General features: G+C 71.6%; 24 protein-coding genes. 11 read left to right on the top strand and 13 right to left on the bottom strand.

The features are described from left to right. Positions 1–689: 689 nt before the first annotated feature. Positions 690–2660 carry a tachylectin-related carbohydrate-binding protein gene (locus ACLQ3F_RS05655; RefSeq protein WP_425846770.1) on the top strand — a complete coding sequence of 657 codons (1971 nt, stop codon included), beginning with the start codon at positions 690–692 and terminating at the stop codon, positions 2658–2660. Positions 2661–2785: 125 nt separating this feature from the next. Here ACLQ3F_RS05655 and ACLQ3F_RS05650 read toward each other — a convergent pair whose 3' ends face one another. From ACLQ3F_RS05650 to ACLQ3F_RS05635, 4 genes are all read right to left on the bottom strand, one after another. Further along, a complete protein-coding gene (locus ACLQ3F_RS05650) occupies positions 2786–3304 on the bottom strand; it encodes a 2'-5' RNA ligase family protein (RefSeq protein WP_425846767.1) in 519 nt (172 codons plus the stop codon). Between the two features lie 60 nt (positions 3305–3364). Continuing rightward, positions 3365–4564: a low temperature requirement protein A gene (locus tag ACLQ3F_RS05645; protein ID WP_425846765.1), complete on the bottom strand. Its 1200-nt coding sequence runs from the start codon at positions 4562–4564 to the stop codon at positions 3365–3367. Positions 4565–4670: 106 nt separating this feature from the next. Then, on the bottom strand, positions 4671–5276 hold the full coding sequence (locus ACLQ3F_RS05640; protein ID WP_355009838.1) for a response regulator transcription factor: 606 nt from the start codon (positions 5274–5276) through the stop codon (positions 4671–4673). Then, positions 5273–6427, bottom strand: a complete 1155-nt coding sequence (locus tag ACLQ3F_RS05635) for a sensor histidine kinase (RefSeq protein WP_357207767.1) — start codon at positions 6425–6427, stop codon at positions 5273–5275. The genes ACLQ3F_RS05640 and ACLQ3F_RS05635 overlap by 4 nt, the downstream gene beginning before the upstream one ends. A gap of 132 nt (positions 6428–6559) precedes the next feature. Here ACLQ3F_RS05635 and ACLQ3F_RS05630 point away from each other — a divergent pair, with 132 nt between their 5' ends. Then, entirely contained in the window at positions 6560–7489 is a 930-nt protein-coding gene (locus ACLQ3F_RS05630) for a hypothetical protein (RefSeq protein WP_425846761.1), read from the top strand. Positions 7490–7593: 104 nt separating this feature from the next. After that, a complete protein-coding gene (locus ACLQ3F_RS05625) occupies positions 7594–9327 on the top strand; it encodes a DEAD/DEAH box helicase (protein ID WP_357207762.1) in 1734 nt (577 codons plus the stop codon). 95 nt (positions 9328–9422) lie between these two features. Here the strand turns inward: ACLQ3F_RS05625 and ACLQ3F_RS05620 are convergent, their stop codons facing one another. The 5 genes from ACLQ3F_RS05620 to ACLQ3F_RS05600 all read right to left on the bottom strand — a co-directional run bounded on the left by ACLQ3F_RS05620 (position 9423) and on the right by ACLQ3F_RS05600 (position 15395). Then, a complete protein-coding gene (locus ACLQ3F_RS05620) occupies positions 9423–10622 on the bottom strand; it encodes a right-handed parallel beta-helix repeat-containing protein (RefSeq protein WP_425846757.1) in 1200 nt (399 codons plus the stop codon). Between the two features lie 88 nt (positions 10623–10710). After that, positions 10711–11115, bottom strand: coding sequence for a DoxX family protein (locus tag ACLQ3F_RS05615; RefSeq protein WP_357208219.1), 405 nt, complete (start codon positions 11113–11115; stop codon positions 10711–10713). Positions 11116–11244: 129 nt separating this feature from the next. Continuing rightward, positions 11245–13575: an endopeptidase La gene (lon, locus tag ACLQ3F_RS05610; RefSeq protein ID WP_355009832.1), complete on the bottom strand. Its 2331-nt coding sequence runs from the start codon at positions 13573–13575 to the stop codon at positions 11245–11247. 134 nt (positions 13576–13709) lie between these two features. Next, positions 13710–14579 (bottom strand): manganese catalase family protein, encoded by an 870-nt coding sequence (locus ACLQ3F_RS05605; protein WP_357208524.1) that lies wholly within the window; start codon positions 14577–14579, stop codon positions 13710–13712. A gap of 84 nt (positions 14580–14663) precedes the next feature. Then, entirely contained in the window at positions 14664–15395 is a 732-nt protein-coding gene (locus tag ACLQ3F_RS05600) for a sensor histidine kinase (protein ID WP_425846754.1), read from the bottom strand. Positions 15396–15493: 98 nt separating this feature from the next. On the opposite strand from ACLQ3F_RS05600, the gene ACLQ3F_RS05595 reads away from it, so the two are divergent. Both ACLQ3F_RS05595 and ACLQ3F_RS05590 read left to right on the top strand, forming a co-directional pair. Continuing rightward, the gene (locus ACLQ3F_RS05595; protein ID WP_357258262.1) at positions 15494–16105 is read left to right on the top strand and encodes a response regulator transcription factor; all 612 of its coding nucleotides are present in this window, start codon (positions 15494–15496) and stop codon (positions 16103–16105) included. A 144-nt stretch (positions 16106–16249) separates the two neighbouring features. Next, positions 16250–16597 carry a histone-like nucleoid-structuring protein Lsr2 gene (locus ACLQ3F_RS05590; RefSeq protein ID WP_088989485.1) on the top strand — a complete coding sequence of 116 codons (348 nt, stop codon included), beginning with the start codon at positions 16250–16252 and terminating at the stop codon, positions 16595–16597. Positions 16598–16717: 120 nt separating this feature from the next. Here the strand turns inward: ACLQ3F_RS05590 and ACLQ3F_RS05585 are convergent, their stop codons facing one another. Both ACLQ3F_RS05585 and ACLQ3F_RS05580 read right to left on the bottom strand, forming a co-directional pair. Further along, on the bottom strand, positions 16718–17992 hold the full coding sequence (locus ACLQ3F_RS05585) for a hypothetical protein (protein ID WP_357233811.1): 1275 nt from the start codon (positions 17990–17992) through the stop codon (positions 16718–16720). Between the two features lie 295 nt (positions 17993–18287). Then, positions 18288–19163, bottom strand: a complete 876-nt coding sequence (locus tag ACLQ3F_RS05580) for a hypothetical protein (protein ID WP_425846750.1) — start codon at positions 19161–19163, stop codon at positions 18288–18290. A gap of 164 nt (positions 19164–19327) precedes the next feature. On the opposite strand from ACLQ3F_RS05580, the gene ACLQ3F_RS05575 reads away from it, so the two are divergent. The 4 genes from ACLQ3F_RS05575 to ACLQ3F_RS05560 are packed head-to-tail and all read left to right on the top strand — an operon-like array spanning position 19328 to position 20976. Beyond that, positions 19328–19519, top strand: a complete 192-nt coding sequence (locus ACLQ3F_RS05575; protein WP_357233807.1) for a hypothetical protein — start codon at positions 19328–19330, stop codon at positions 19517–19519. Then, positions 19516–19896 (top strand): Asp23/Gls24 family envelope stress response protein, encoded by a 381-nt coding sequence (locus tag ACLQ3F_RS05570; protein ID WP_357206042.1) that lies wholly within the window; start codon positions 19516–19518, stop codon positions 19894–19896. Before ACLQ3F_RS05575 ends, ACLQ3F_RS05570 begins: the two co-directional genes overlap by 4 nt. Position 19897: 1 nt before the next feature. Beyond that, positions 19898–20419: a DUF6286 domain-containing protein gene (locus ACLQ3F_RS05565; RefSeq protein ID WP_425846747.1), complete on the top strand. Its 522-nt coding sequence runs from the start codon at positions 19898–19900 to the stop codon at positions 20417–20419. After that, positions 20416–20976, top strand: a complete 561-nt coding sequence (locus ACLQ3F_RS05560) for a hypothetical protein (RefSeq protein ID WP_425846744.1) — start codon at positions 20416–20418, stop codon at positions 20974–20976. Before ACLQ3F_RS05565 ends, ACLQ3F_RS05560 begins: the two co-directional genes overlap by 4 nt. A 209-nt stretch (positions 20977–21185) precedes the next feature. Here the strand turns inward: ACLQ3F_RS05560 and ACLQ3F_RS05555 are convergent, their stop codons facing one another. After that, entirely contained in the window at positions 21186–21875 is a 690-nt protein-coding gene (locus ACLQ3F_RS05555) for a CBS domain-containing protein (RefSeq protein WP_425846742.1), read from the bottom strand. A gap of 188 nt (positions 21876–22063) precedes the next feature. Here ACLQ3F_RS05555 and ACLQ3F_RS05550 point away from each other — a divergent pair, with 188 nt between their 5' ends. Together ACLQ3F_RS05550 and ACLQ3F_RS05545 are read left to right on the top strand one after the other, a co-directional pair. Beyond that, positions 22064–22621 (top strand): hypothetical protein, encoded by a 558-nt coding sequence (locus ACLQ3F_RS05550; RefSeq protein ID WP_425846740.1) that lies wholly within the window; start codon positions 22064–22066, stop codon positions 22619–22621. Positions 22622–22839: 218 nt separating this feature from the next. Then, the gene (locus ACLQ3F_RS05545; RefSeq protein ID WP_238685740.1) at positions 22840–23232 is read left to right on the top strand and encodes an FKBP-type peptidyl-prolyl cis-trans isomerase; all 393 of its coding nucleotides are present in this window, start codon (positions 22840–22842) and stop codon (positions 23230–23232) included. 79 nt (positions 23233–23311) lie between these two features. On the opposite strand, the gene ACLQ3F_RS05540 is transcribed toward ACLQ3F_RS05545, so the two are convergent. Continuing rightward, positions 23312–23701, bottom strand: a complete 390-nt coding sequence (locus ACLQ3F_RS05540) for an STAS domain-containing protein (RefSeq protein WP_425846736.1) — start codon at positions 23699–23701, stop codon at positions 23312–23314. Positions 23702–23739 lie beyond the last annotated feature (38 nt).

Genomic DNA, 23739 nt, shown 5'->3' with positions numbered 1-23739 from the left:
GCGGAGACAGGCACGTGCCGGCCGCGAGACCTGCGAAGGCCCCACGAAGCCGGGTGTGGATCGCCGCTACCTCTTCACGGGCACGGCGTAACGACGCCGACTCATCGGTCGACGAGAATGTCAGAAAAGAGAAAGAGACAACTCGGGTGGACGGAATTCACGCGGGAGCGGAGCGCCCAACAATATTCGTGTCGCCTCGGCACGGCAGAATGCCGCCAAGTCAGCGGTCACAGCTTCACACCCCCGTGTGCTGCTACTCATCGATATGCCGCTGTAGGTTGCAGCACGCTCGATCGGCTGTCAAGCCAGAGTGGCGGCAACCTTCCTCATTTGCGCTACGACCTGGGGAGACTACTTTCCGTTAAGACTTCGACCATTTGTAGCCTTAAGTCCGCTTGCTCCCTGCTCCGACCCGCCCCGAATGTCCATCATGGATGTTCCCGGACTCCTCGAACCGGGCCGAGCTTTCGCGCTTGGCAGGCGGCCCACGGTCGTGCATGATGGGCCGCGACCGTGGCGGATGGATCACTCACCGCGCACAGTGGACCCTCTGCGAATGTGGCGATCACCACAGACTGATCAATTCATTGCGGTCATTCTTATTCTTCTCGGGGGAGGATCACACAAACGTGTCCCAGTTAACCAAAGAGTCCACACCACGGACGTCTTCTCGGCGTCGGTCGCTGGCATTGACCGCCGCAGCGCTCATCGGCGCCGCCGGCCTCGTGGCACCGCTGCCGGCGTCTCCCGCCCACGCGGCCACCGACGCCTTCAGCTGCACCGGAGCGGCGGCGTTCTTCAACTCGACAACGGCCGGCACTCTCGCCCGTCGCCAGTACAGCACCCCGGGCCGCGACGGCGGCGTGTTCACCGCCGCCACCACCGTCGGTCCCAGCGGTTGGCAGACCTTCGGTCGCCTGCTGGGCGGGCCGGACGGCCGGGTCTACGGCATCAACTCGACCGGGCTGAACCGCTACCGATGGACAGGCAGCAACTGGGAGACCATCGATGGCAAGCAGAACCTGATCATCAGTTCGAGCTTCACGAACTATGCGACAGCCGCCTTCCGCAACAAGATCACTGTGGACCAGATCGGCGACTTCTACGCCGTCGACGCCCAGGGCAAACTGCGCTGGTACCGGTTCGACGAGCCGACGCGGAAATGGACCATCGACGCACGCGTCATCGACTCCGGCTGGGACCGGTACAACCTGATCGTCGCCGGTGCCCCCGGCGTCCTCTACGGCCGCACGTCCGACGGCAAGCTCTACCGACACCGGTTCGACCCGGCGAGTCAGCGGTGGCTCCTGCGGGACCGTCAGGTCGGTTCGAGCGACTGGCAGGGGTTCACCAAGGGGCTCTTCTCCGCCGGCGGAGACACGCTCTTCGGCATTCAGGCCGACGGTGATCTGTTCCAGTACCGCTTCCGCGAGGACAACCTGTCCTGGGCACTGACCGCGGACCAGATCGGCAACGGCTGGGAGGGCTTCCCGAACGTCTTCACCACCACCAACACCTGCCGGCAGGGGGCGATCACCAGCCCCGCGCTGCCCGCCACCCCGGCGCAGCAGAACGCCCCGCTGGCCGTCGCGCAGGCCCCGGCCGCCGGCACCGCGCTCGGCAGCCTGGAGATCGCCTACACCGACAACATCGGTCAACTGCGGCACGGACGCGCGAACCCGGACTCGCTGTATTCGATCCAGTGGTCACCGGCGCCCGGCACCGAGGCGTACACGGGCAAGCCGTCGCTGGTCTCGGACGCCCAGAACAGGGTCACCATCGTTGCCCACGAGACCACCAGCAACGTGGGTTCGTTGACCCAGAAGACGCCGGCCATGCCGGACTGGAATCCGTGGCTCGCCCTCGGTGGGGCGATGCGCTCGGAGCCGACCGCCGTCCGGCTCTCCGACGACACCCGCGTGGTCTTCGCTCTGGACGCCGAGGGCGCACTGTGGCACCGGCGGCAGGACGGCACGGCCGGCGATCTGTTTCCGTGGACGCCGCTCGGTGGCACCGGCCTGACCGGGACGCCGGTCGCCGTGCCGGGCGCCGACGGCACCGCCACACTTCTGGTGGCCAACGCTGCTGGCACCCTGCAGGCCGCCACCTACAAGGGTGGCGCGCTGACCTCCGCCTGGACGGGGCTGGGTGGCACGGGCTTCGTGGACACGCCGAGCGTGGTGACACTGCCTGGCCGTCGCCTGATGGTGTTCGCCCGCCACACCGACGGAGTGGTCAAGAGCCAGTTGCAGAACATCGACGGCACCTGGCCCGGCACCTGGACCGCGGTGGGAGCCAGCGGGATCACGCCGGTCGGCTCCCCGACCGCCGTCCTGAGCCCCAACACCGGCCGCGTCTCGGTGTTCACCCGGACGACCGACGACACCATCCAGCACAGCCGACAGACCGCCGCAGGCTCCACCGCCTGGGGCGACTGGGCCACGGCGACGGTACCGGACGAGACCTATCCGACCGACCCGACGGCATTCGTCTTCCAGAACTCCAACGGCATCCGACTCGGTTTCGTGAGCCGGACCGCCAACGGTTCGGTTCGGCTCTACGACACCGACGAGTCGGCTGCGTCGATCGCCACCCGGGCCGCCCCGGCGGCGGGCATCTCGTTCACCAGGCAGGAGATCCCGCAGCCGCGCGACAACTGACCAGGATGGGGCCGGCGGCCGTCGGGGCGACACGCTCCGACGGCCGCCTCGGCCTGACTGCTGCCCCTCCTTGAAAGCGGCCACGATGCCACTTCGGCACGTCGGGGCCTCAGCGGACGGCTGCCTCAGCGGAGCCGGGTCAGCGCGGTCACCGAGCGGTCCGTGCCGTCGTAACTGCGGGCGGCGTCGAAGTCGCCCGTCGGGCGCTGCCCACCGGCCACGGCACGCGCCAACCGCAGGTCGGCGTCGCGGAACCGCAGGGCCAGGCTCAGGTGCGGCACCCACGCGTCGGGCGAGTGCCACGGGCGGTGTCCGTCGGCATCGGCGAGAACCTCCCAGACGGCGGCGTGCAGCGCGGTCAGCGCCGGCGTGGGTCGGACGAGCCAGACCAGTGGCGCGCTGCCGTCCAGGACGACGACCCGATCGAGTGTCACCGGCACCGGCAGCGCGGCGTCGAACAGTTCGGCCAGGCGGTGCTCGACCCCCGGCGGGAACTCGTCGACGGCGGCGAGGGTGAGGTGCGGCCGGTTGGTGGGGTGGATGTTGCGGGCCAGGCTGGGTAGCCCGGCGGCGGCCAGGCGGCCCCAGACCGCCCGGACCGCGACCTCCAGGCCGGGCGAGCAGACCAGTTCCACCGTACGCACGCGCCCACGCTATCCGGACGGTTCACGCCGCCCCCACAGATTGGAACCGAGCTACACCCGTCAGGCAGGGTGACGGCGGGGAGCGTCCCTGGCCGACACCGGGTTGACCTCACCCGCGACCCGGGCACGGTGGGTCAGGTCGAAGATGGCGACGACGGTGATGGTGGCCGCGCCCAGCAGGCCCACCGACAGCGGCGGGAGTCGCGCCGCGACCGGGCTCAGGATCAGGCATGCCACCACGGCCGCGAGGCAGTGCCTCGTCAGGCGGCCGAACAGCCAGATCTCGAAGATCATCCGCCCGATGAGGAAGGTCAGCGGCCCGACCAGGATCGCCACGACGTTGCCGGCCGACCGCTGCGCGTCGGGCTCCTTCAGCATCAGTTCGCCGCCGATGCCGGTGAGCAGGATGCCCGCCACCATCACCAGGTGGCTGTAGCTCGCCCGCAGGTTGAGCCGGTACGGGTCCACGGCGGTATCGATCTTCACGGCGAGGCTGCTCGTCGTGCGATAGAAGTAGGTCCACCAGAGGAAGACCACCGTCCAAAAGGTGAGCAGGAATGCGGTGGTGTCCGCCAGGTTTCGCGGCGACAGCCGGTAGAAGTTGCCGGTGGCCAGGATCGTCTCGCCGAGGGCAAGGATAATGAACTGCCGGTACCGCTCGTTGAGGTGTTCGCCCGAGAGGTGCCACTCGTTGGCCCGCGCCCGGCCGAGCCACGGCACCGGCCATCCCAGAAGCGGCGCCGAGTAGTCGATCGCCAGCGCGAATGCCCACAGCAGCACTCGTGCTTCGCCGCCGCTGGCCGCCGCCCCGGCGAACCAGACCGTCGCGGACATCGAAAACCAGACGAGTCCCCGTACCGGCCGACGCCAGGCTGGGGTGCCGTGCAGATAGAGGGCCATGACCAGGGTCCGGCCGAGGTGGATCCCGAGGTACGCGCTCACGAAGACGAAGCCCTGGTCACCGAAGGCGTCCGGAACGTTGATGGACATCAGCAGACTGCCGAGCATCACGCAGATGATCAGAATCTGCACTGTGGGTCGTTCGCAGTCGAGGCTGTCGGTGGCCAGGTTGGTGTTGTACCAGATCCACCAGAAGGCCAGCAGGAAGATCACGGCCTGCGCGTCGGCGAGCAGGCTGGGCTCCTCGACCAGGGTCGCCGACAAGCGACCGAGGGTGAAGATGAAAACGAGGTCGAAGAACAGCTCGACGGCACTGGAGCGCACCGGGTCGACCGGACCCGCCGCGACTTTCCTGGGCATTTGTCCATCTTCGCAGCCGGCTAAGAGGCGAGGACTCGACTGCCTTGATTGATCAGCGCCGGAGAGTGTTCGCGGCCTCCCCGACGCACGCCGCCGGTGTCGCCGGTCAGAGCCAGCCGTTGTCCCGGGCGGTGCGGACGGCCTCGGCCCGGTCGGCGGCGCCGAGCTTCTGCACGGCGGCGGAGAGGTGGTTGCGCACGGTGCCAGTGGACAGGTGCACCCGACGGGCGATCACCGCGACCGGGGCGCCGACCTCCACCAGCCGCAGCGTCTCCAGTTCCCGAGGGGTCAGCGGGCACGGGGGCAGGGTCAACGCGTCGGCGGCCAGCGTCGGGTCGACGTAGCGCCCTCCGGCGTGCACCCGGCGGATCACGTCGGCGAGCGCCCCACCCGGCGAGCCCTTGGGCAGGAACCCACGGGCGCCGGCGGTCAGCGCCTGGCGCAGGTGCCCGGGACGACCGTGCCCGGTCAGCACGACCACCGCGCACTCGGGTCGGACCCGGGTCAGCTCGGCGGCTACCGCGATGCCGTCCAGGCCCGGCATCTCCAGGTCCACCACTGCCACGTCCGGACGGTGCGCCAGCGCCGCGGTGACGGCTGTCTTCCCGTCGGCGGCGTGTGCCACCACCTCGATGTCCGGTTCCAGGGCGAGCAGCGCGGCGACGGCGACCCGGATCAGGTCCTCGTCGTCGGCGAGCAGGACGCGGATCACGACGGCGCCGGCACTGTGGCTTCGAGGGTGAAGATCGCGTCCTCCCGGCGTACCCGCAACTCGCCCCCGGCGGCGGCGAGCCGGTCGGCCAGCCCGCGCAGACCGTGGCTGTGCGCGTCCGGGCCGCGGTCGTCGGCACCGTCGTTGGCCACCGTCATCCTGGCCACGTCATCCTCCCGATCGATGCGGATCCGGCACCAGTCAGCCCGGCTGTGCCGCAGCACGTTGGTGCTCGCCTCGCGCAGCACCGCCGCCAGCTCGATCGCGGCGGGCTGCGGCAGGTCCGCCGGCAGTGGCAGAACCGTGCACCGCACCCCGCAGGAGCGCAGCACCCCCACCACCGCGGCGAGCTGTTCGTCGAGGTCGACGGCCCGATAGCCGTGCACGGTCTCGCGTACCTCGCCCAGCGCGGAGGCGGCCAACCGTTGCACCTCGGCGGCCTCCCGCCCGGCCCGTTCCGGGTCGACCGGTGCGAGCCGGGCGGCGAGTTCGGCCTTCAACGCGATCACCGTGAGGTGGTGCCCCAGGACGTCGTGCACGTCGCGGGCGAAGCGCAGCCGTTCCTCGGCGGCGGCAAGCCGGGCCTGGGCGGCCTGGCCCTGCCGGGCCTCCACGAGCAGGTCCCAGAACCAGACCTGGAACCCGTTGACGGCGGCGACCGCCGCGCCGATTGCGCCGGTCACGGCGAGGTGACGCGCAACGGAACCACCGGTCCACCAGGCCACCGCGACCGACACCGCCAGGACGCCGACCGCGACCGCCAGCGCCGCCCGCCACCGCACCAGCAGCGGCGTCATGCCGATCAGCGCCGCGCCGAGCCAGGCCCAGGTCGGCCATCTGCCGGCCGCCACCGGGCCCACCAGCGGAACGGTCAGCACCGCCACCCCGATCAGGCTCAGCTCGGCCCGACGCCGCCAGCGCGGGTCGAGCCACGGCGTCACGGCCGCGTACAGGACGACGGTCTGGGCGATCACGAAGGCGAGGATGCCGACCGCGCCGAGCGTCACCCGGACCCGGTCGGGCTCGCGGGTCAGGCCGACCGCCGGAAACAGGACGCTCGCCCACACGCCGGTGGCCAGCGACACCAGCGTCGCCCGTCGAGCGCGACGCAGCCGCCGGTCCGCCCGGGTAGTCACCGCCTCGCTCGCCACGCACCGATCCTAGGACCGCCCGGCGCATGGTCCACCCATGCGAACTGTCACGGTCGAGCCGTGCGGCCCGCACGGTTTTTCCGTGACGAACGGGTCTGCCGGCCACACCGGGGGCACCGGCAGGGTCGAGACATGGAAAACACCAGGATGTACGCGGACAGCGTCACCGCCGTACCGTCGCCCACGCCCCTGCCCACCGTTGAGCCGACCCCCTCGACCCCGACGCCGAGTGCGGCGGCACCGACCGCCGCGGCACCGGCCAGCAGCACGCGGCGGCTGCTGTGGCACCTGGGCGAGATGGCGCTGGCGATGGTCGCCGGGATGCTGCTGCTCGGGCCGTTGTGGGAGCTGCCCGGCGCCGCCCTGGGAGTCTCCGATGCGCTGGCCCGGCCGGACGTCGCCGCACTGGTGATGGCCACGAACATGACCGTCGGAATGACGGTGTGGATGCGCTACCGGGCGCACCACTGGCGTGGGGTCGCCGAGATGGCCGCCGCGATGTACGTGCCGTTCCTGCTGCTGCTCGTGCCGTGGTGGGCGGGCCTGCTGGATGCCGACGCCCTGATGCTCGGCGGTCACCTGCTGATGGTGCCGGCCATGGTGCTGGTGGCGGTGCGTCATCGGCACGAGGCGCCGGTGCCGATCCGCCGGCATCCGGCCGTGGTGGCGCTCGCCCGCCACTGGCCGAGCGGGCTGGCGCTGCTGCTGACGGTGGACATGTGGGTCGATCCGACCGTGCTCAGCCCGTGGACGATGCTGGTGCTGCCCGGTGGCTACCTGGTGATCGGCATGGCCCGCCGCACGCTGGGCGGGCGGGGCGTGCTCGCCACCCAACTCGCCGGTCTGGCCATCTGGGTCTCCCTGACGCTGGTCGCGGTGCTGGCCGGTGGGCGGACCGCCGCCTGGCTGGTGGCGCTCGGATGGTTGGCGCACGCCGGCTGGGACATCGTGCACCACCGCAACCGCCGGGTGGTGCCGCGCGCCTACGCCGAGCTCTGCGTGGTGCTCGACGTGGCCCTCGCCGCGGTGATGGTGCTGGCCATCCTGACCACCGACGCCTGACCGGGGACGCCACCGGGATCATGGAACGGCGGCGGCACGGGCTCGGGACAGCTCTTGTGGCGGTCGCCGCAACGGCCCGGACGGCGTGATGAAAGGCTTGGCCCATGAGTTCCGCACCTGCACAGCACGACGCACCGATCGACACCACCCCGGACGGCACCGACGAGGTGAGCGCCTTCACCGAGCTCGGGCTCCGCGCCGAGTTGCTCGGCGCCCTCTCCGCCCTCGGATACGAGGAGCCGACCCCCATCCAGCGGGAGGCTATCCCACCGCTGCTGGAGGGTCGGGACCTGCTCGGGCAGGCGGCCACCGGCACCGGCAAGACGGCCGCGTTCGCGCTGCCGCTGCTGAACCTCATGACGGCGCACCGCCAGGGCGGCGACCCGGTGGCGCTGGTGCTGGTGCCGACCCGGGAGCTGGCGGTACAGGTCTCCGAGGCGTTCCACCGCTACGGCAAGGACCTGGGCGCGCGGGTGCTGCCGATCTACGGTGGGCAGCCGATCGGGCGGCAGTTGCGGGCACTGGACAGCGGTGTCGACGTGGTGGTCGCCACCCCGGGGCGGGCCCTCGACCACATCGCCCGGGGCACCCTGCGCCTCGGCGGGTTGGCCACGGTGGTGCTCGACGAGGCCGACGAGATGCTCGACATGGGCTTCGCCGAGGACATCGAGGCGATCCTGGAGCACGCTCCGGCGCAGCGTCAGACGGTGCTCTTCTCGGCCACCATGCCCTCGCGCATCGACGGGATGGCCCGCCAGCACCTGCGCGAACCGGTGCGGATCGAGATCGGCCGGGAGCAGACGGTCGCGGGTGAGGCGCCCCGGGTGCGGCAGAGCGCGTACATCGTGACCCGGGCGCACAAGCCGGCCGCGCTGGGTCGGGTGTTGGACGTGGAGTCCCCGACGGCGGCGATCGTGTTCTGCCGCAGCCGGGAAGAGGTCGACCGGTTGACCGAGACGATGAACGGTCGGGGCTACCGCTCCGAGGCGCTGCACGGTGGCATGAGCCAGGAGCAGCGCGACCGGGTCATGGGCCGGCTGCGGGCGGGCACCGCCGACCTGCTGGTGGCCACCGACGTGGCGGCGCGTGGGCTGGACGTCGAGCAGTTGACCCACGTGGTCAACTACGACGTGCCGTCCGCCCCGGAGTCGTACGTGCACCGGATCGGTCGGGTGGGTCGGGCCGGCCGCGAGGGCGTGGCGATCACCCTCGCCGAGCCACGTGAGCACCGGATGCTCAAGACCATCGAGCGGGTGACCGGCCAGCGGATCACCATCGACAAGATCCCCACCGTGGCCGACATGCGTACCCGGCGGCTGGAACTGACCCAGGCGGCCCTGCGGGAGAGCCTGCTGGAGGACGACCTCGACCCGTTCCGGGTGATCGTGGAGACGCTCACCGACGAGTTCGACCTGATGGAGGTCGCCCTCGCCGCCGTGAAGCTGGCCCACGAGGTGACGTCGCCGGGCTCCGACGACGAGGAGGAGATCCCGCAGGCTCCGGTCCGCGGGTCGCGCGAGGGCCGACCGGACGCCGGCGGCCGGGGCGGCGACCGGCGGGGCGGAGGCCGGCCCCGCTCCGGCGGCGGCAACACCGTGCAGGTCTTCGTCGGCCTGGGTCGACGCGCCGGGGTGCGCCCGCAGGATCTGGTCGGCGCGATCACCGGGGAGACCGGCATCCGCGGCCGGGACATCGGCTCGATCGAGATCGCCGACCGTTTCTCACTGGTGGAGGTGCCGCAGGGGGTGGCCGACGAGGTCATCTCCGGCTTGCGCTCCAGCACGATCAAGGGCCGCAAGGCCACCGTGCGCCGCGACCGCGGCGGCGACGAGCGCTGAGAACGCGGTCGGCGACCGCCGGAGTACGACGGTCGCCGACGACCCGGCCCGGCGAGGCGGCGGGTGAAACATGGGCACCCGCCGCCCCGCCGGTGCTAGCCGATGTTTCCGTTGACGACGTTGTTGGCCCCGGCCAGCGACGCGCCACCGGAGCGGTGGTCGTACGCCCGCATCACGTTGTTGGTGACGATCCAGTTGTTGCTGGTGCCGACCGTCACGATCGGTCGGTCCTGGCGGCGGGGCGTCGCGTCGTCGTAGAACTGGTTGCCGATCACCTGGCACAGGTCGGCGTCGCGGCCGAGGATCCCGTTCGCGCCGTTGTCGTGGATGTCGAGCCCCATGATCCGGGTACGTCCGGATGAGGAGACCTCGATGCCGTTGGTGGCGTTGCGCCACAGCCGGCCGCCGATGAACTGGGTCCCCCAGACCTGCCGAAGGTCGGCGCCGCTGCCGGTGCCACTCGTGCCGTTCGACTCCAGGTAGACGTTCTGGAAGATGTTCCGGTGGGCGGGTTCGCGCAGTTCCACTCCGTTGCCCCGGCAACCCCAGACATGCAGGTTGTCGAAGAAGCAGGCGCTGTCCAGCAGCCGTAACCCGGTCTGGCACTCACCGACCCAGACGTTGAGGAACTCGTTGTCGTACGCGACCTTGTTCACCAGGATGCCGACGCCGAGGCAGTCCTCGATGTTGATATCGGTGATCTTGTTGGCGTGGGCGCTGGTGTCCGCGTCCTTGCCGAGGAACTCGATCGCGTGGCTGCCCGAGTTGCCGAAGTGCAGGTGGTGGAAGGTCGACCGGGGGCCGCGGACGGTCAACAGCACGTTGGAGGTCTGCATGCCGTAGAAGTGCACGTTGGAGATCTGGTTGTACTTACCGCTCGAGACCAGACGACCGGTGTAGCCCGGGGCCGGCTGGATGATCGCGGCGCCGATGTTCTCGCCGGTCCAGGTCACACTCGTCGGAAAGCGGACCTCCGATCCGAGACCGAGCGCGCCCACTGGTTGGAAGATCTCCCCGCCACCGGCCGGCAGCAGGTTCAGCGCCGTGGTGACCTTGTCCGACTCGTCACTGCCGTCGAGCCGGCAGCCGACCCGGGGGTCCCGGAGGCTGAGCGGAGCCTCCCGCACGGTCGTGACGGGCGGCGATCCCGCCTGTTCCGCACCGGCGAGGGTGGCCACCGTGGTCGCCACCGCAGCGCCCGCGCCGCCGGCGAAGAGCACCCGCCGTCCCAACCGTCGGCTCGGTGGATCTGACCGTTGTGGCGCTGCCGGCGGTACCGCACCAGGTGCGCTCACGATCGGTTCCATGCCTCTCCCCCGTTGAGTGCCACCTCGAGCGGCGGGCAGACTCTACTGTGCATTGTCGCGTGCTCGCCGACGCGGATCAGAGGGCGTACGGGCCGAAACGGCCCCAGGCCACCACTGCGGCGAGGACGAGCAGCACCGCGCAGGTGACCGCGCCCTGGATCTCGGTGCGACGCCCCTGCTGGGTGGTCTGCTGCTTGCCGGCGCGCAGGTGCACCAGGAGGCCGCCGATCATGACGATGACCAGCCCGACGGCGGCGAGCGGGGTGAGCACTGTGGCGATGCCGGTGGCAGCGGGCAGCACGAGCCCGACGGCGGCCAGCAGCTCGACCGCGCCGAGCGACTTGACCTGTGACGGTGGGACGGGGTCCACCCACCGCATCACCTCGCGCAACTTCTCCTTGGGCTGGCTCAGCTTGGCCAGCCCGGCGCCGGCGAAGACGGCGGCGAGCAGGAACTGAATGATCCAGAGCACCACGTTCACGGGGGGTTCCTCCAGGGGCCGCCTCGCGGCGGAGAGGTGGTTGACGGTGCAGACGAGACAGTAGACCTCCCCGCGTACCGAAAGGGCCCCCGCCGTCGCAAGACGGCGGGGGCCCGGATGGTCGGAGCGTCAGACCGCGAAGAGCGCCGGCCCGTCAAGCGTCTTCACGTCGGCCGGGCGCAGCGCCAGGGCGAGCACGTCGGCCACGTCGGCCAGAGTGTGCACGGTCAGCGCCTCGCGCACCTCGGTCGGCAGGTCGTCCAGGTCGGGCTCGTTGCGCGCCGGGATGATCACCTCGGTGAGGCCGGCCCGGTGCGCGGCGAGCAGCTTCTGCTTCACCCCACCGATCGGCAGCACCCGACCGGAGAGCGTCACCTCACCGGTCATCCCGAACTCGGGACGGACCGGGCGGCCGGTGACCAGCGACGCCAGGGCCGTGACCATGGTGATGCCGGCGCTCGGACCGTCCTTGGGCACCGCGCCCGCCGGGAAGTGGACGTGGATCCGGCGTCCCGCGAGAGCGTTCGGGTCGATGCCGAACCGCCGCCCGTTGGAGCGCAGGTAGGAGAGCGCGATCTGCGCCGACTCCTTCATCACGTCTCCGAGCTGGCCGGTCAGGGTCAGCCCCGGCTCGCCCTCCATGCTGGTCGCCTCGATGAAGAGCACGTCCCCGCCGGCGCCGGTGACGGCGAGGCCGGTTGCCACGCCGGGCACCGCGGTGCGCTCGGCCGACTCCGGGGTGAACTTCGGCCGCCCCAGGTAGCGGGTGAGGTTGTCGGTGTCGACGCGTACCGGCGACGGGTCGGTCGCCAGCGTCACCGCCACCTTGCGCAGGATCTTGGCGAGGCCACGTTCGAGCTGCCGGACCCCGGCCTCTCGGGTGTACTCCCCCGCGATCAGCGCCAACGCCTCGTCGGCGATCTCCACCTCGTCGGCGGTCAGCCCGGCCCGCTCCCGCTGCCGGGGCAGCAGGTGGTCACGGGCGATGGAGACCTTCTCGTCCTCGGTGTACCCGTCCAGGGTGACCAGCTCCATCCGGTCCAGCAGGGGGCCGGGGATGGACTCCACCACGTTGGCGGTGGCCAGGAAGAGCACGTCGGACAGGTCGAGGTCGACCTCCAGGTAGTGGTCCCGGAAGGTGTGGTTCTGGGCCGGGTCGAGCACCTCCAGCAGGGCGGCGGCCGGGTCGCCGGCGTAGCCGGCGGCCAGCTTGTCCACCTCGTCGAGGAGCACGACGGGGTTCATCGAACCGGCCTCGCGCAGCGCGCGGACGATCCGACCGGGCAGCGCCCCCACGTAGGTGCGCCGGTGCCCGCGGATCTCCGCCTCGTCGCGGACGCCACCGAGCGAGACCCGGACGAAGTTGCGCCCGAGCGCCCGCGCCACGGACTCGCCGAGGCTGGTCTTACCCACTCCGGGAGGACCGGCGAGGGCGAGCACCGCGCCGGAGCCGCGACCGCCCACCACACCGAGGTTGCGCTCGGCGCGCCGGTTGCGCACCGCCAGGTACTCCAGGATGCGGTCCTTGACGTCGGCCAGGCCGGCGTGGTCCGCGTCGAGCACCGCGCGGGCCGCGGTCAGGTCGGTGTTGTCGTCGGTACGCGTGCCCCAGGGCATCTCGAGCACGGTGTCCAGCCAGGTACGGATCCAGCCCGCCTCCGGGGAGGCGTCGCTGGCCCGCTCCAGCTTGCCGACCTCGCGCATGGCCGCCTCGCGGACCTTCTCCGGCAGCTCGGCGGACTCGACGCGGGACCGGTAGTCGGCGGAGCCGTCCGGCTCGTCCTCGCCCAGCTCCTTGCGGATCGCGGCGAGCTGCTGGCGCAGCAGGAACTCGCGCTGGGACTTCTCCAGCCCCTCGCGGACGTCACTGTTGATCTGCTCGGTGACTTCCTGCTCGGCCAGGTAGTCCTTCACCCAGCCGACCAGCAGTTCCAGCCGGGCGGTGACGTCCGGCGCGGCGAGCAGCTCGGTCTTCTGTTCCAGCGTCAGCCAGGGCGCGTAACCGGCCGAGTCGGCCAGCTCGGACAGGTCGGTCATCCGCTCCACCGCGTCGATGACCTGCCAGGCGCCCCGCTGCTGGAGCACGGAGGTCACCAGGGCGCGGTACTCACGGGCGAGTTCGCGGGCCCGACCGGCGTGGGCGGGTTCGTCGAGTTCGGTCGCCTCGACCCAGAGGGCGGCGCCGGGGCCGGGCACGCCGGAGCCGATCCGGGCGCGGGACAGGCCACGGATGACGGCGGCGGGCTCGCCCTCGGGCAGGCGGCCGACCTTCTCGATGGTGGCGACCACGCCCACCGGGCCGTACTCGCCGTCGATGCGCGGCACGGCCAGCAGCTTGCGGTCGCCGGTCGCCCGCGCCGCGTCGATCGCGGCCTGGGTGGTGGGGTCGAGGGTCACCGGGATGACCATGCCGGGCAGCAGCACGGCGTCGGTCAGGGGCAGTACCGGAAGAGTTGCCATCGAACACCTCGCGTTAGTTGAGCGTGTCTCACTCAAGTAACAAAGCGTTCCCCTTGTTCCGGCCTGTGACCCAGGCCACTTTCGCGCCCGGTCCATCGGGTCGCCCGGGACCGGTGGGCGACCCGACGGGCACCTCAGGTGAGCTTGCTCTTCACCGTGTTCACCACCGAGCCGGCCACTCCCGGGTTGGTGCCGTACAGACGAGGGTCACCCGGGGCCAGCACCGGTTCCGGCGCGTTCGCCCGCGGGTTGTCGTCGTACCGAAACTCGCCCTTGCCGTCCGGCGAGGGCCCGGACGCCCAGCGCCCCTGGGCGGCGTCGGTGCCCGAGGAGAAACCCAGGTAGGTGTAGCCGTACTCCTCGGTGAACTCGCCCGAGTCCGGGAATGCCTCCGGCACCGGCATCTCCTCCAGGCCGTCCTCCTTGAGCTGCTCGATCGCCGCCAGCCACATGTTCTGGTGCATCGTGTCGCGGGCCAGCAGGAAGCGCAGCATCTGCTTGACGCCCGGGTCGTCGGTCATGTGGAACAACCGGGCGACCTGGAGCCGACCCTGCGCCTCGGCGGTGACATTGAGCTGGAAGTCGGCCAACAGGTTGCCGCTCGCGGTGACGAACGAGCCGTTCCAGGGCACCCCGTTGGAGTCGGCGGGCAGGGCGCCACCTCCGCCGTGGATGAAGTGCGCCGGATTCTCACCGGCGTAGGTCGCGGCGCCTCCGGGATCCTCCGCGATCCCCTCGGTCAGTGACAGCGGCGCGTTGTCCAACAGCCGGGTGATCATCGTGACGATCATCTCGACGTGGCCCATCTCCTCCGTGCCGACGTCGAGCAGCAGGTCCTTGTACTTGCCGGGCAGTCGGCAGTTCCAACCCTGGAAGAGATACTGGTTGGCGACCGTCATCTCGCCCCACTTGCCGCCCAGCACCTCCTGCAACCGCCGGGCGAACGCCGCATCGGGGCCGTCCGGCTTGGCTTCGAACTGCAGATCCTTGACGTGGCTGAACATCCAACCTCCTCGGTGCCGGAAAATAGGTAGCGAGGCCGTTCCCGCCCCGGTGACCCGAGCGGGCCAACCGGTGTCCCAGCCGGGTCAGCGCACCGGGCGGGCCATCGGCAGCAGCACCTCCAACGCCACTCCACGCGGCCGTAGCCGGTGCGCCCGCAACGCTCCCCCGTCCGTCGCGACGAGCTGCCGCGCGATCCACAGGCCCAGACCGGACATCCCGACGGCCGGTGCCGGACGCCGCAGCGCGACCAGCAGCGCATCGTCGACCCGACCCTCGTCGGTGACCAGGATGCTCAGGCTCGGGCCGCGCACCGTGGCGTAGAGCCCGACCTGTCCGTCCGGCGGCCCGTGCCGCAACGCGTTCTGCACCAGGTTGACCAGTACCTGTCGGGTTCGTCCGGGCGGCACCGGGCAGGAGGCCGCCTCCCGGGTGGCTCGCACCCGCCGACGGGCGAGCGGCACCAGCGCCGCGGCCTCCCGCAGGATGCCCGCCAGCGCGACGGCCGGATCCGGCTGCGGAGTCGGCGTCAGCACACCGGTGCCGGCGGTCGCGTCACGCAGCAGGCTCTGAAGGTGGGCGGCCTGGTCGCGGGCCAGCGCACTGAGTGCCCGCCGGTCGTCCCCGGTCAGCTCCCGACGCTCGTCGGCCAACGCGCGGGTCAGCGAGGTCAGGGTGCTGATCGGCGTCCGGAACTCGTGACACAGCACCCGCAGCAGCAGCTCGGAATCGGCCGCCGTCGGTCGCTTCTCGCCCGGTGTCGGCTCAATGGGGCGCAACCCTCGCAGCAGGTCCCGCAAACCGTGCCGTACGCGCATCCACCCGAGTCCTCTCGTTCGGTGCGAACCCGCATGATCGGTACCCGCTGGGGAACGGCGCAGACATGCCGGGAGCCTCCACCTTGCGACTCGTCGTCGTGGACGATCACCCCCTGTTCGTCCGCGGCCTGGAGTTGCTGCTCCCGATCACCACCAACGGACGCGTCGAGGTGGCCGCCTCGACCGGCGACGCCGCCGCGGCGGCGGCCCTGGTCAGCAGCTGCCGCCCCGACCTGGCCCTGGTCGACCTGCACATGCCGCCGCCCGGCGGCATCCGGGCGGTGGCCGCGATCCGGCGGACCACCCCACGGGTACGGGTGGTCGCGATGTCCGGCTCCGCCGACCCCGGGCCAGCGGTGGAGGCGCTGCGGGCCGGTGCCGAGGGGTTCCTGCCCAAGACCAGCGAACCGGAGGAGCTGCTGCCCCCGCTGCTGGCGATCCTCGACGGCTGGGCGGTACTGCCGGCCGAACTGCTGCGCGCCATGCTGCTGGGGCCCACCCGCTCCGCGCCCGTCGACCTGGACGGCGAGGAACGGCGGCTGCTGCGGGCGATCGCCGCCGGCCGCAACACCGTCGACATCGCCGAAGAACTGCACGTCTCCGAACGGACGGTGAAACGGATGACCGCCGCGCTGCTGCGCAAGTTGCGGGTCTCGAACCGGGCCGAGGCGGCTGCCATCGCCGGTCACAGCGGCATCCTCGGGGAATGAAGCCTCGCCACCGAACCGATTCATGGTTTTGCTCGGTAACGGAATCGCGACGCGCCGAATGAATGGAAGGCATATTGTTGCGGATTACCGGGGTGATAGGTCAGACTTTGGACACATCCCGCCGCACACAGGGAGTAATCGGCAATGGCGAGAAAAGTAATCACGGTCCTGACCGACGACCTCGACGGTGGGAAGGCCGACCGGACGGTTGAGTTCAGTCTCGACGGCGTGGCCTACACGATCGACGTCTCCGACGAGAATGCCGGCGTCCTGCGCAAGGCGCTCGATCCGTACATCAATGCGGGTCGGCGGATCGGGCGCGGCCCGGTGGAGAGCGCCCGTTCGGTCCGGCGGCCGGGGCGACCCGCCGGCGCGGGAATGGATCGGGAGCAGAACCGGGCCATCCGGGAATGGGCCGTCAAGAACGGCTACAAGATTTCCGAGCGCGGCCGGATCCCGGTTGAGGTCGTCGAGGCGTACAAGAGCCGCTGACGCGACTCGACGGGGCCCCGCCGGAAACGGCGGGGCCCCGTCGTTTGTCCGGGCAACCGAAGCGGCGACCGGCCACCCGGGTCGTCGCCCCGGGTGGCCGGCCGCCGCCGGTACGTCAGGTCAGTTGACGTCGATGCGCACCGAGTCGAAGGCGGGGGTCTGGTTGGCCCGCTCCATCATCGGCAGGCGGTGCGAGCCGTCACCGGCCCAGACGGAGCACTGGGCGGTACCGGACTCCGGCAGGCCCGGAATCTGGATCGTCACCTCGTCGGGCTGGGCGCCGCCGCGGCCGTCCTCGGTCGCGACGAAGAACGCGGGCACCTCCTGCGGCTCCGGCGGAGCGGTCAGGCTGTCCAGCATCCGGCACGCGGTGTGGAAGTGACCGCGGACCAGGCCCTGGTCGTTGAGGAGCGAGCTCTCCACGTAGTAACCACCCTGACCGGCGGCCAGGAAGCGGTCCCGGACCAGGTTGCGGGTGCTGACCCGCAGGGTGAAGGGCTGGTTCTGGCCGACCTGGTCGGGGAACTGGGTGATCAGCAGCGACGGGTTGTTGGCCGCCGCGCCGACCTCACCGAATTCGGTGCTCACGCAGCGGTTGCCGTTCTGGAAACCGTCGTGCGGCTGGAGCCGGCTCTCGTCGCAGTCGTTGGCGAGCACGCCGAGCCCGGCGCCGGGCTCGGTGCCACCGCCGTTGTTCCCGCCACCGTTGTTGCCACCACCGTTGTTGCCACCGCCGGGGGTGGTGGTGGGAGTGGTGCCGCCGCCGTTGTTGCCGCCCGTTCCGCCGGTGGGCTGCACCTGGCACTCGGCGAGCTGCGCGAGGCCCTGCGGCCGGGGTCCGGCCCGGTCGATGGCGGTCGTGATCCGGTCCAGCACGGCGCGGCGCTTGCCGGCCAGCGGCTGCAGGATCGCGTTGCGGATGAACGCCTCACCCTTGTTGCCCTCGGCGGCGAGCCGGCGGTCCGCCTCGGCGATCTGGGTCTGCAACTGGGCGAGGTTGCGGTCCACCTCGGCCCGAGCCCGGTCTGGCACCTGCGGCAGCTTGCTCGCCACGTCCGGACAGGCGATGGCCGTGCCAGTGCCCACGGTGCCGTCCTTGCCGTCCTCGCACTCGGGGACCGACTGCTGTCCGTCACCCCAGTGATTACGCACCCACCGACCGTTCTGCCAGGTTCGGCTGGTCGAGCCGCCACCGGTCGGCGCGGTCGCGCCCGGGCTCGGCTCCACGCACTGCCCGGAAGCCGGACGCGGCTTATTTGTCCGCCGGTCCTGGGCCGACGAAATCTGAGTCACGGCGACAACTCCGCCGAAGACCGCGAGCGTGCCGACAACTGCCAGCAGACGCTTGCTCCGCGCGTTGCCGGAAGGCCGGCGCGCCCGAGTGGACCTGCGCATCGAATTGCTCTCCTTCTCGATCCGGTAGTGGATTTCTGCCCTCGGCGGACCGACGGATGTGAGGTGGCACGCCGCGGTGGCGACCCACCGTGACCTACCCGGTAATGCGTCGATGGCCGACGATGCCCTTTCCGCACCGTCTCCCGCGCCCGGTGGACGCGGATGGGGAGATCCTGTTCATTCGCGCAGGAGTACGGGGCGGCGGCCGGGAAGGTTCAACAGACGCACAGGAAATTGCCGCGACCCGACACGGAGCCGGTGCGGAGCAGGGATCAGCAGGTGAAACGGGCGCTGGTCAGTCGGCGCAGAGGTGGTCGAAGGCGAACCCGCCGACCAGTTCGTGGCGGCGCTGGCCCAGCGCGGCGATCTGCGCGGTCCACTCGGCGCGCGACAGCAGGTCGGCGACGGCGTTCTCGCGCAGTCGTTCCCCCACGGCGACGGCGGCGAGATCCTCGGCCAGCCGGGCCGCGTCGATGCCGCAGGAGAAACGGTATTCGGTCACCGAGACCTGCTCGATGAGGCACGCGTCGGGGCGTACCTGCACCCAACTCCACCCCTGTGCCGGCCCGTTTACCCAGCGGACGTGCAGTCCTCGCACGATCGGGTCGGCCACCTGCCCGGCCACGTACGCCTCGACCGCCGCCACGCGGGTCAGCGCGCCGAGGTCGTTCACCGGCCCGGTACGCCCGTCCGGCAGCCGGCCCAGGATGTCCCGGAAGCCCACCGGCGCCGGTTCGGTCCCGGCGGCGGTGGCCCCGCCCTCGGCGTACGCGCGCGCGTCGATCACGTACTCGACCAGGCGGCGGCCATGCTCGGCGGCGCTCAACGTGGGCGACCCGATCCGCAGAGTGGGCAGGCCGGCGGCCGCGCCCACCGCGTCCGTGAGGCGCTCCACGCGCTGCTGCGCCGAGCCGGGAGGCGGAACGGGGCCGATCTGTACGGCGACGACCGGACGGCCGGTGTCGGCGGCGTAGACCACGAAGTCGAAGCTGGCGCGGCTCGCCGAGGTCCACTGACTGCCGGTGACGCCGGGCGGGCGGCCCTGGAGCAGGTCAGTGAGCCGGCGTGCCGCCAGGACCCGATGGCCGGCGCGGCTGAGCAGCGCGTCGCGCCCCGCCTCGGCGGGCATCGCCCGCAGCCAACCGCGGTCGTCGCTCCCGATGCTCGTCATCTGCCTGATCCATCCGCCGGTCGGTCGAGCCGGGCCGAGTCTAGGTGGTCGATCATGGGCCATCGACTTCTCCTGTGACGCGTATCACAGCAGCATTGACGTTCCAGGGGTGGCCGCCGGGTGTATCCAGCGACCGCCGGTACCGGACCGGTCCGGAGGTGACCATGTCGCGACAGCAGTTCGGCTTCCTCGCCGGGTTCCTCGCCGTGGCGGTCTGGGCGCTCGCCGGCATCGGCGTGGCCGCCCTCGCCGTGCTCGCCGGTCTGCTCGGCTGGCTGGTCGTCCGGGTGCTCGACGGCGACCTCGCGATGACCGGTCTCGGCGACCGCCGCGCCGACACTCGGCGGCGGCGATGACCACCCGCCCGTCCGCGGGGACGAACCCCAGCACCGGACTGGCCGCCGGGACGGCCGGTCCGGAACGCCGCCCTGGCGACACGGCGGACGTCGCACGGATCGCGGTGCAGGCGGCCAGCCTCGTGCCGGGCGTGTCCGTCGTCCGCCCGGCGGCGGTCCGTCTGGATGACCGGTCCGTCGGACTCGACCTGCACCTGATCACCTGGTACGGGCACAGCGTGCCGACGATCGCCGAGACGGTCCGGGCGGTGGTCACCGACCGGGTGGCCGCCCAGACCGGGCTCCGCGTGGCGGTGGTGACGGTCACCGTCGACGACCTGCTCGTCCCCGGCGTCGACTCCTCCGGCGTCGGCACCGCCACACCGGAGGACGGCTGAGATGCGCACCGCCAACCGGGTCGCCTCGTTGCTGCTGGCCACCGTGCTGCTTCTTGGCGGCGCGGCGGCGGCCGTCCAGGCGTTGCTGCTCACCCTGCACCGACCGACACCGCTCCACACCAGCGGCTGGCTCGACGCGCTGAGCGGCACCCGGTGGCGCGACCCCACCGTCCGGGCCGTGGCCGGCGGGGCTCTCCTGCTGGGCCTGGCCATCCTCGTCGCCCAACTGCGCCGCTGGACACCGGCCCGCCTGCGCGCCGACGAGCACGACGGCTGGTACCTGCACCGGCGCTGCGTGGAACGGCGGCTCGCTGACGCCGCCAGCGCGGTGCCGGGCGTCCGCCGCGCCCGTGTCCGGGTCCGCCGTCGCGGCGGTCAGTGGCGCCCCCGGGTCCGCGCGACCGGCGACCCGGCGGCCCGGGCGGAGATCGAGTTCGCTGTGCACCAGGAGTTGCGTCACCTCACCGCACCCCGCCCCGCCCGGATCGACGTCCGGCTGCTGCCCCGGCGACGGCCGGCGTGACCAACGCCGGGCACCGGCTGCTGTGGACCATCATCGCGCTGCTGCTGGTCGCGGGCGGCGCGGCGGCACTGACGGCCAGCCTCGGCACGTTGCCCGGCGCCGACCCGGCGGCGGCGCTGCTCAGCGCCGAGGTGGTCGAGCGGTTGCGGAGGGCCGCGCCGTGGAGCGGCCTGGCCGCGGCCGCCGCCGCAGCCCTGCTCGCACTGGCCGGGCAGCGCCTGCTGACCCGGGAGCTGCGGGGCCCGGACGGCACGTTGCGCGGCACCCTGAGCCACCCTGGACGCCGGCCGGGCCGGACCCGGCTGGCCACCGACGTCCTCACCGACGCGCTGGTACGAGACCTGACCGGCAACCCTGGCGTACGCCGGGCCCGGGTGGTGCTCACCGGCACGCCACCGCACCCCGACGTGTGGATCCGGGTGGACCTCACCGCCGACGCGCCGACCGCCGGCGTACGCGAGCACGTTCGCGCGGCGGTCCGCCGATTCGCGGCGACGACCGACTGCCAGCCCGCGCACCTCGACGTGACCGCCCGCATCGAGCCCGGCCACCCCTGACCAGACGTCGGCCCGAAGGGGCATGATCGGTGCCGGCGGCGAACGGAGGTACGCGGGTGCGGGTGGTGTCGCTGGTGCCCTTTTCGAGCCTAGGTGAACGCCCGACCCGGCATCGGGCGGTCGAACGAAGTCGGGTCGGGCCCATACGATGATCTGGCAGCTAGCAGTGCGGGCGGCGGCTGAGGCTCCGGGCGGGCGGGTAGCCGCCCTCAGGCGACCGGCATCACCTGGCCGGGGTCGGTGACCGTGTCGTCGGCGTCGTAGGCGATCGCGTTTGTCACCCGCACCACGCCACTGACCTGCGCCGCGAGCCGACCGGCGAGGTCGACGGCGGAGCGGCGGTCCAGCCGACCGGCAAGCGTCACGTCACCGTGGCGGACCTCGACCGTGACCAGTCCGTCCCGCACGGCGAGCACCCGGCGAAGCACCTCCTGCACCACGTCCTCACGAATCTCGGCGTCCGACCGCAGGTGCACCCGCAGCAGGTCGGCACGACCGACGATGCCGATCAACCGGCCGAGGTCGTCCACCACGGGCAGCCGCTTGACCTGCTCGCGGTCCATCACGCGGGCAGCGGCGGACAGCGGCGCCTCCGGATCGGTGGTGACCGCCGGCGCGGTCATCAGGTCGCCGGCCAGCAGGGCCGCACCCTTGCTCCGCGCGCCACGCCGACGGTGGCTCTCGAAGACCCGTCGCAGCGCCGGCTCACCGGCGCGTTCGACCCGGTGCAGCAGATCGGCCTCGGACACCACCCCCAGCACTCGGCGGAAATCGTCGATCACCGGCACCGCGCTGACCCCGCGGCGCAACAGCACATCGACGATCTCCCGGTACGGGGTCTCGGCCACCACGGTCTCGACCTCCCGGGTCATCACGTCACCCACCTGCCAGGTCCTCATCACGGCCTCTCTCTCGTGGTCCATCTCGGACGCTACGACCGAGCGCCGACGGTCGTCAGGGCCGCCGGACCGGACCGGAGGGGTCGAACGTCCCGAGCGGTTGCGGTCTGTCGGCCCTGCCGCCGTGAACGCCGGGAGCGTCCACTGGAGATGCCACCGGGAAGCGCGGTGCGAAGCTGAGAAAGGACGTGGAGACCATGATCGCGACGACCGAGCGGGTCACCGCCGAGAACCCCGCTGCGAAGGCCGGCACCACTCACGAGCGGGCCGTCCGGTACATCCTGGCCGGCACCCGGCTGGCACTGGGCTGGATCTTCCTCTGGGCCTTCATCGACAAGGTGTTCGGTTTCGGGATGGCCACCGAGTCGAAGAACGCCTGGATCAACGGGGGTAGCCCCACCAAGGGATTCCTGACCTTCGGCGTGACCGGCCCGTTCAAGGATCTCTACACCGGGATCGCCGGTGCCGCCTGGGCGGACTGGCTCTTCATGATCGGCCTGGCCGGGATCGGTGTCGCGCTGCTGCTCGGCATCGGCATGCGGGTCGCCGCCGTGGCCGGTGGGCTGCTGCTGGTCATGATGTGGACCGCCGTCCTGCCTCCGGAGAACAACCCCTTCATGGACGACCACCTCATCTACGCGGCGGTGCTGGCGGTCCTGGCGCTGGTCAACGCGGGCGACACCTGGGGCCTGGGCCGGGTGTGGGCGACGCTGCCGATCGTCCAGCGGACACCCTGGCTGCGGTGAACTCCGCACACCCCCCTCAGCGGGCGTCACCAGCATCGGTGACGCCCGCCACGGCGTCGTTCCACCGGCCGGGCCCCCAGCGCCACCGGGACGCCGGTGCTCGACCGACGGATGAGGGCTGCGGAGCAGGTTGCGGGTCCGCCGCACATCGGTGAGGGGTGATCCGGCAGGATCGACGGTGACCGGACACATCACCCAACACGGCAGGAGATCCCCGCATGACCCAGGCAGCAGGCGCCCAGTCGGGCAAGCCCGAGGTTGGTCCGATCGAGGGTGCACCGCCGGCCGACCTCGTGATCGAGGACATCACCGTTGGCGACGGCCCGCAGGCCGAGCCGGGCCAACTGGTCAGCGTGCACTACGTCGGCGTGTCGCACTCCACGGGCGGCGAGTTCGACTCGTCCTGGAACCGGGGCGAGGCGTTCGACTTTCCGCTCGGCGGCGGTCAGGTCATCGCCGGCTGGGACCAGGGCGTCGCCGGCATGCGCGTCGGCGGTCGCCGCCGTCTGACCATTCCGCCGCACCTGGGGTACGGCGACCGGGGTGCCGGCGGCGTCATCAAGCCGGGCGAGACGCTGGTCTTCGTCGTCGACCTGCTCGGCGTGAGCTGACCGATTGTCGGGGTCGCCGGTACGCGCCGGCGGCCCCGTGCCCGGCTGAGACGGTGACGGGCAACCTCGTCGATCGAGATCAGGCGGCCAGTTGCAGGTCCGTGGTGGCGATCACCGGGCGACGCGCGGCGGCCTCGATCGGCCAGGTCAGCTCCAGAATCGGCATCACGCGGTGCAGCCCGCTGACGCGCAGCACCCGCGCCACCACCGGGCTCGGGTCGACCAGGACCAGCTCGCCACCGCAGGCCCGTACGCGCAGATGCGCCGCGAGCAGCGTGCGAACGCCGGTGGCGGAGAGCAGCCGCAGCCCGGACAGGTCCAGTTGAAGGACCGGCCGGGGCGGCGCGGACCACAGCGCGGACCGGAACGCGGCCACGGTGGCGATGTCGATCTCGCCGGCCACCCGCACGAGGACCATCTGGTCACCCACGCTGACCTGCACGTCCAGCCGGTCGCTGTGCTCTTCCATGCCCAGAAATCTAGCCCCCACCACCGACACTTTCGCCC

The sequence above is a fragment of the Micromonospora sp. DT15 genome, assembly GCF_049841475.1.
Lineage (GTDB): Bacteria > Actinomycetota > Actinomycetes > Mycobacteriales > Micromonosporaceae > Micromonospora.
The sequence above is the reverse complement of the archived record's forward strand: the minus strand, read 5'-3'. Positions and strand labels throughout refer to the sequence as shown.